5 protein-coding genes are annotated in these 6916 nt (G+C 74.4%); 3 read left to right on the top strand and 2 right to left on the bottom strand.

Annotation, left to right across the window (positions count from 1 at the left end):
- Nucleotides 1-40: 40 nt before the first annotated feature.
- Together ACFWEK_RS16850 and ACFWEK_RS16855 are read right to left on the bottom strand one after the other, a co-directional pair.
- A complete protein-coding gene (locus tag ACFWEK_RS16850; protein WP_430554779.1) occupies nucleotides 41-2128 on the bottom strand; it encodes an acyl-CoA dehydrogenase in 2088 nt (695 codons plus the stop codon).
- Nucleotides 2125-2904: a TetR/AcrR family transcriptional regulator gene (locus ACFWEK_RS16855; protein WP_430554780.1), complete on the bottom strand. Its 780-nt coding sequence runs from the start codon at nucleotides 2902-2904 to the stop codon at nucleotides 2125-2127. The genes ACFWEK_RS16850 and ACFWEK_RS16855 overlap by 4 nt, the downstream gene beginning before the upstream one ends.
- A 157-nt stretch (nucleotides 2905-3061) precedes the next feature.
- On the opposite strand from ACFWEK_RS16855, the gene ACFWEK_RS16860 reads away from it, so the two are divergent.
- Genes ACFWEK_RS16860 through ACFWEK_RS16870 form a run of 3 tightly spaced genes read left to right on the top strand, consistent with a single transcriptional unit; the run spans nucleotide 3062 to nucleotide 6744 of the window.
- Nucleotides 3062-4360, top strand: coding sequence for an acetyl-CoA C-acetyltransferase (locus ACFWEK_RS16860; protein ID WP_430548446.1), 1299 nt, complete (start codon nucleotides 3062-3064; stop codon nucleotides 4358-4360).
- Between the two features lie 9 nt (nucleotides 4361-4369).
- Nucleotides 4370-5725 carry a 3-oxoacyl-ACP reductase gene (locus ACFWEK_RS16865; protein WP_430548444.1) on the top strand — a complete coding sequence of 452 codons (1356 nt, stop codon included), beginning with the start codon at nucleotides 4370-4372 and terminating at the stop codon, nucleotides 5723-5725.
- Nucleotides 5722-6744, top strand: a complete 1023-nt coding sequence (locus ACFWEK_RS16870) for a MaoC/PaaZ C-terminal domain-containing protein (RefSeq protein ID WP_430554781.1) — start codon at nucleotides 5722-5724, stop codon at nucleotides 6742-6744. Before ACFWEK_RS16865 ends, ACFWEK_RS16870 begins: the two co-directional genes overlap by 4 nt.
- Nucleotides 6745-6916: the final 172 nt, after the last annotated feature.

Here is a 6916-nt window from a genome sequence, read left to right on the forward strand (position 1 = left end):
GACCGCAGCAGGCGCGGTCCGGTCCGGGCTTCTCTCCGTGTCAGGCGCGCTTCTGCTTCTTCAGCGCCTTCTCGCTGATCGGCGCGGTGCCGTCGGCGCGCTGCCGGGCGTAGTACGCCCGGGCCTCGTCCTGCCGCTCCGCCTCGATGCCGGACGCGATGACCGCCCGCAGGTGGTCGGGCCCGTAGCCCCACGCGTCGACCAGGTCGACGGCGTGCGGACGCAGGCGGTCGAGCAGGCGGTCGACGTACGACGTCACGGTGCGCGCGCGCTGCGCGGAGAGCCGCCCGTTGATGAGGTACCAGGCGAGGTTGCGCTCGATGAGGGTGAGCCCGAAGACGTCGCGCACCCACGTCATGACGCGGCGGGTGCCCGGGTCCTCGATCTGCTCGAGCGCGTCGGTGAACGCCGACCAGCGCAGCAGGTCGGCGTGCGCCCTGGCCGCCTCGACGAGCTGCACCTGGTTCTCGTCGAAGATCCGCGCGGCCGTCACGGGGTCCGCCTTCTGCGCGGGGCGCAGGGCCATGGCGACCTCCTCGACCATGGTCGCGACGCGGTCGGCCAGCAGCTCGCGCTGCGTCTCGGCGTCGCGCAGGTGCCCCGCGGCGCGGCGCGGGTCGCCGGCGTCGGCGAGGGCCTGGCCGGCCCGGCGCAGGCCGGTGCGGTGCAGGGCGGCGTCCGCGGCGCGGTCGACGACGAACCGGGCGATGCCGGCCGGCGTCGACGTCGCGCCCTTGAGGGCCTTGGCGTAGTCGCCCACGAGACGCTTGGCGACGAGCTGCAGCAGCACCGTGTTGTCACCCTCGAACGTGGCGTAGACGTCCATGTCGTGGTGCAGGCTCGTGATGCGGTTCTCGGTGATGAAGCCGGCGCCGCCGCAGGCCACGCGGGCCTCCTGGAGCGTCTCGAGCACGAACGTGGTCGACGTCGCCTTGAGCGCCGCCGCCATCGTCTCGAGGTCCTCGCGGTTCTCCGGGGTGTCCTTCTCGCCGGAGAAGACGTCGTCGAACAGGTCGAGGAGGCGGTCGTGCGCGAAGTGCGTCGCGTACGTCCCGGCGATGCGCGGGAACAGGCGGCGGCGGTGGGTCGCGTAGTCCAGCAGCACCGTCTCCTCGATCGGCGACGACGAGGTGAACTGGCGGCGCTCCGCGCCGTACTTCACGGCGATGGCGAGGCCCAGCTTGGACGCCGTCGACGCGGCGCCGTCCAGCGACACGCGGCCCTGCACCAGCGAGCCGAGCATGGTGAAGAAGCGGCGGCCGGGGCTGTCGATCGACGACGAGTAGGTCCCGTCGGCGGCGACCGCGCCGTAGCGGGCGAGCAGGTCGGCGCGCGGGATGCGGACGTGATCGAAGGCGAGCCGCCCGTTGTCGACGCCGCGCAGGCCACCCTTGAGCCCGTCGTCGTGCCCGCTGATCCCGGGCAGGAACTCCATGGTCTCCGGGTCGCGCACCGGCACGTAGAAGCAGTGCACGCCGTGGTTGACGCCGTTCGTGATGAGCTGCGCGAAGACGGTCGCCGCCGTGGCATGCACCGCCGCGTTGCCGAGGAACTCCTTCCACGCCGCGCGGAACGGCGTGTGGATCTCGAACTCCTCCGTCTCCGGGTCGTAGGTGGCCGTGGTGGCCACCGACGCGACGTCCGAGCCGTGCCCGATCTCCGTCATCGCGAACGCGCCCGGCACCGACAGGTCCATCGCCCCCGGCAGCAGGCGGTCCTGCTGCTCGGGCGTGCCCAGGTGCAGGATGGCCGAGCCGAACAGGCCCCACTGGACGCCCGCCTTGATCTGCAGCGACGGGTCCGCGACGGCGAGCTCCTCGAAGCCCGCCAGGTTCGCGCCCGGGGCGTCCGCCCCGCCGAGGCGCGTCGGGTATCCGAGCCACACCTGGTGCTTCGGGTCGGTCGCGAGCAGCTTCATCTGCTCGAGCACCCGCTCGCGGTGCTCCGCCATCGAGAGCGACTCGTCCTTCCAGAAGGTCGGGTCGGTCGAGCGGGCGCGGGCGTGGCGGCGCCACTCCGGCCACCGGCCGAGCAGCTGCTCGGACAGGCCGGCGACGTCGACGCGCGGGGTCGCCTTGGGGGCGGGTGCGGCCTGCGTCGTCGCGGGACGGTCGGACGTCGTGGTCATCGGTTCTCCTGCGGTTGTGCGGGGTTGGAGGTCTCGAAGGGGTGGGAGGACCCGGCGAGGTCGAAGGGCGCGGACTCCTCGTGGTGGAGGACGCCGACGGGGCCGGTCCACAGCCAGAGCGTCACCTTTTCGGTGAGGTCCTCCCGGGTGAGCCGGTCGGGACCGCCCTGCTCCGCGCCGTGTCCGAGCCACCACTCGCCGGCGCCGCGCACGAAGCCGACGGCCCCCGCGGCCCAGGCGGCGGCGAGCGCCGGGGGCACCTGGACGGCCTTGGCGAACGGCTCGGCCACCAGCTCGATCACCGAGTCGAGGTAGGCGCCGAGCGCCTCGACCTGCCCCGTCCCGGCGGTGCCGGGCGCGGGCTCGTTGCCGCCGATGGCGGTGCGGGTGACGAACCAGTAGACGTTGGGCGAGTGCTCGATCATCTCGAGGTACACCCGGACCATCGCGCGCAGGGCCGCGTGCGGGGTGGGCGCGGCCTCGGCGGCCTCGCGGAGCGCGTCGTGCATCGTCGCGACGACGTGCGCGGCCACGGCGAGGCGCAGGCCCGCCTTGTCCTCGAAGTACCGGTAGACGATCGACTTGGACGTGCCCGCCTCGCCCGCGATCTCGTCCATCGAGACCCCCGGCCCGGCGCGGTGCACGGCCTTGCGCGCGGCGTTCACGAGCTGCGCCCGGCGCGCGGCACGATGGTCGTCCCACCGTGTAGAACGACCGTCGAGGGCCGAACGAGCATCCGGAGCCGAACGGGCGTCGAGCTGTTCCGCGGCCGTCATCGGCCGCACCTTGTGACTCGTCTCACGAGACTGAGAGTATCAGGTACTGTGAGTCCTACCTGACCGACGGAGTGAAGGATCTACCCCTGTGGCTACACGCAAGCCGTCCGGCACCTCCCGGAACACCCGCGAAGCGAACCCGTCCGCCCCCGCCGGCGTGCGCGACGCCGTGATCGTGGGCGGCAACCGCATCCCGTTCTCGCGCGCCGGCAAGAAGTACGCCGACGCCTCCAACCAGGAGATGTTCACCGCGGCGCTCGAAGGGCTCGTCGCCCGGTACGGCCTGCAGGGCGAGCGCCTCGGCGAGGTCGTGGGCGGCGCCGTCCTCAAGCACTCGCGCGACTTCAACCTGGTCCGCGAGTCGGTGCTCGGCTCCTCGCTGTCGCCCCAGACCCCCGCCTTCGACCTGCAGCAGGCGTGCGCGACCGGCCTCGAGGCCGCGATCACCGTCGCCAACAAGATCCGGCTCGGCCAGATCGAGTCCGGCGTCGCCGGCGGCTCCGACACCGTCTCGGACGCCCCCGTCGCCGTGAGCGAGGGCCTCCGCCGCGCGCTGCTCGACGCGTCGCACGCCAAGACGCTCCAGGCGCGTCTCAAGGCCTTCGCGAAGATCCGTCCGGCCGACCTCAAGCCCCTCACGCCCGCCACCGACGAGCCGCGCACCGGCCTCTCGATGGGCGAGCACCAGGCCATCACCACCGCGCGCTGGGGCATCTCCCGCGCCGCGCAGGACGAGGTCGCGCTCGCCAGCCACCAGCACCTCGCCGCCGCGTGGGACGCCGGGTTCTTCGACGACCTGGTCACGCCGTTCCGCGGCCTGACCCGTGACGACAACCTGCGCGCGGACACCTCGCTGGAGAAGCTCGCGAAGCTCAAGCCGGTGTTCGGCCGCGGCCTCGCCGAGCCCGCCGAGCCCACGATGACGGCCGGCAACTCCACGCCGCTGACCGACGGTGCCTCCACCGTGCTGCTGTCGTCGGCCGCGTGGGCCGCCGAGCGCGACCTGCCGGTGCTCGCGCGGCTCGTCGACGCCGAGACCGCCGCCGTCGACTTCGTGCACGGCCACGACGGCCTCCTCATGGCGCCCGTGCACGCGGTGCCGCGCCTGCTGGCCCGCAACGGCCTGACCCTCGACGACTTCGACTTCTTCGAGATCCACGAGGCGTTCGCATCGACCGTCCTCACGACGCTCGCCGCCTGGGAGGACGCCGACTACTGCAAGGCGGAGCTCGGCCTCGAGGCGCCGCTCGGCAGCGTGGACCGGGAGAAGCTCAACGTCAACGGCTCCTCGCTCGCCGCCGGCCACCCGTTCGCCGCGACGGGCGGCCGCATCCTCGCCACGGCCGCCAAGCTCGTCGCGGCCAAGGCCGCCGAGACCGGCCGGCCGGCGCGTGCCCTGATCTCCATCTGCGCCGCGGGCGGCCTCGGGGCCACCGCCGTCGTCGAGTCCGTCTGAGAGGAACCCGTGACCGACTCCTACACCAAGGCCGTCAACTCCGGCTTCACCAAGACGCTCGCGAAGAAGCTGGGCCTGCCGCGACCCGCGATCCTGCGCCGCTTCCGCGCGGGTGACCCGCTCACCGTCGGGCCGGTGCTCGTCGTCTCCGACGACGCCTCCACCGGCGACGCGGACAGGATCGCCCAGGAGCTGCTCGGCTGGGGCCTCGACGTGCGCCGCCAGCCCACCGACGACGCCCGCTGGGGCGCCGTCCTGCTGGTGCTCACCGAGACGCGGCGTCCCACCGACGTGTCCGCGGCCGTGCTGGCCACGGGCTCCGTCCTGCGCCGGCTCGCCACCAACGGGCGCGTCGTCACCGTCTCCCGCGCCGCCGCCGACGGCGACGCCCCGGCGCTCGCCGCGGCGCGCAACGGCGTCGACGGCTTCCTGCGCTCGCTCGCCAAGGAGCTGCGCGCCGGCGCCACCGGCAACGGGATCGTGCTCACCGAGGGCGCCGCCGTCGACTCGACGTCCGTCTTCGCCACGCTGCGGTTCTTCCTGTCCGCGCGGTCCGCGTACGTGGACGGCCAGCTGCTGCCGGTCGGCCCGGCCGACGCCGCGGCCCCCGCCGACTGGGACCGGCCGCTGGCCGGGAAGGTCGCCGTCGTCACCGGGGCCGCCCGTGGCATCGGGGCCGCCATCGCGAAGACCCTCGCCCGCGACGGCGCCACGGTCGTGTGCGTGGACGTCCCCGCCGCCGGCGAGGGGCTGGCGCGCACCGCCAACGCGGTGGGCGGCACGGCGCTCCAGCTCGACGTCACGTCCGACGACGCCGGCCGACGCATCCTCGAGCACGCGCGCACCCGCCACGGCGGCCTCGACGTCGTGGTGCACAACGCGGGCATCCTGCGCGACAAGCTGCTGGCCAACATGAAGCCCGCCCAGTGGGACGCCGTCATCGCCGTCAACCTCGAGGCCCAGCTGCGGATCAACGACCAGCTGCTCGGCTTCGACGGGGGCGCGGGCGTGGACGGGCTGCGCATCGTGTCGCTCGCGTCGACCTCCGGCATCGCCGGCAACAAGGGCCAGACGAACTACGGCTACTCCAAGGCCGGCGTCATCGGGCACACCCGTGCCACGGCCCCGCTGGTCGCCGCGCGCGGCGGCACGGCGAACGCCGTCGCGCCCGGCTTCATCGAGACCGAGATGACGGCGTCGATCCCCTTCGCCACCCGCGAGGTGGCCCGGCGCCTCAACTCGCTGCAGCAGGGCGGCCGGCCGGTCGACGTCGCCGAGGCGATCGTCTTCCTCGCGTCGCCGGCGTCCGCCGGGGTCAACGGCCAGGTGCTGCGCGTGTGCGGCCAGAACCTGGTGGGGCGGTGACGGCGGCCGCGCCGGCCACCAGCGCCGGCGAGCCGCTGCGCGTCGAGACCCTGCCCACCCTGCCGGGCCTCGGCAGCCTCTACGCGCGCGGCGCCGCCGCCTCGGGCCGCATCGCGGCGGGGCGCGCGATGCCGGGCCTGCCCGTCATCGGCCAGGGCCGGTCGGAGGGCGACGGCGAGCCCGCCCCCCTGACGCTGCCCGACGTCGCGTACCGCGTCACCCGCGTGCCGACGGCGGAGCTCGCCCACCACCTGCACGACTACCAGCGGCTGCTGCACGAGCCGGTCACCGACGTGCTGCCCGCGGGGTACCTGCACGTGCTGGCGTTCCCGCTGGCGACCGCAGTCATGGTGCGCGGCGACTTCCCGCTGCCGCTGCTCGGGATGGTGCACCTGGCGAACGACGTCGAGCTGCGCGGGCCCGTCGTCGTCGGCGACGTGCTCGAGGTGCGCGCCTGGGCCCAGAACCTGCGCCCGCACAAGCGAGGCGTGCAGGTGGACCTCGTCGCCGAGGTGCGCCGGCAGGCCGACCCGGACGTCGGGCCCGTGTGGCGGGGCGTGTCGACCTACCTCGCCAAGGGCTTCCACCTGCCCTGGTCCGACGAGGCGGACGCCCCGCGGGACGAGGCGGCGGACGCCGACGCCGAGGACCGCGCGCCCGCGGGCACGTGGACCCCGCCGCTGCCCACCGGCCGGTGGGCGCTCGGGCCGGGCACCGGGCGCGCGTATGGCGCCGTCTCGGGCGACCGGAACCCGATCCACCTGTCGGCGCTGTCCGCGAAGGCGTTCGGCTTCCCGCGCGCCATCGCCCACGGCATGTACACGGCGGCGCGCGCACTGGCCGACGTCGGGCACGCGCGCGGCGACGCCTATCGCTGGACGGTCGAGTTCGCCTCCCCCGTCCTGCTGCCCGGCACGGTGGACGTGGCCGTCACCCCGGACGACGACGGCTTCGGGTACGTCGGCTGGAACGGCGGCCGGCGCCGCCAGCACTTCCGGGGCACGGTCACCCCGCTCTGACCCGGCTCCGCGGCTGCCGGACAGGCGGTCGACACCTCGGGCCCGCCGTTCCGTGTCGTGGAAGTCCTCCAGCTCCAGGGTGAGCGGGAGCAGCTTCGCGAAGTCGCGGGCGGGCGGGGTGGCGCCGACCGGGCGGCCGTCGAGGGTGACCCGGAGTTCCCTGGCGGTGCTC

It is taken from the genome of Isoptericola sp. NPDC060257 (genome assembly GCF_042726645.1).
Lineage (GTDB): Bacteria > Actinomycetota > Actinomycetes > Actinomycetales > Cellulomonadaceae > Isoptericola > Isoptericola nanjingensis.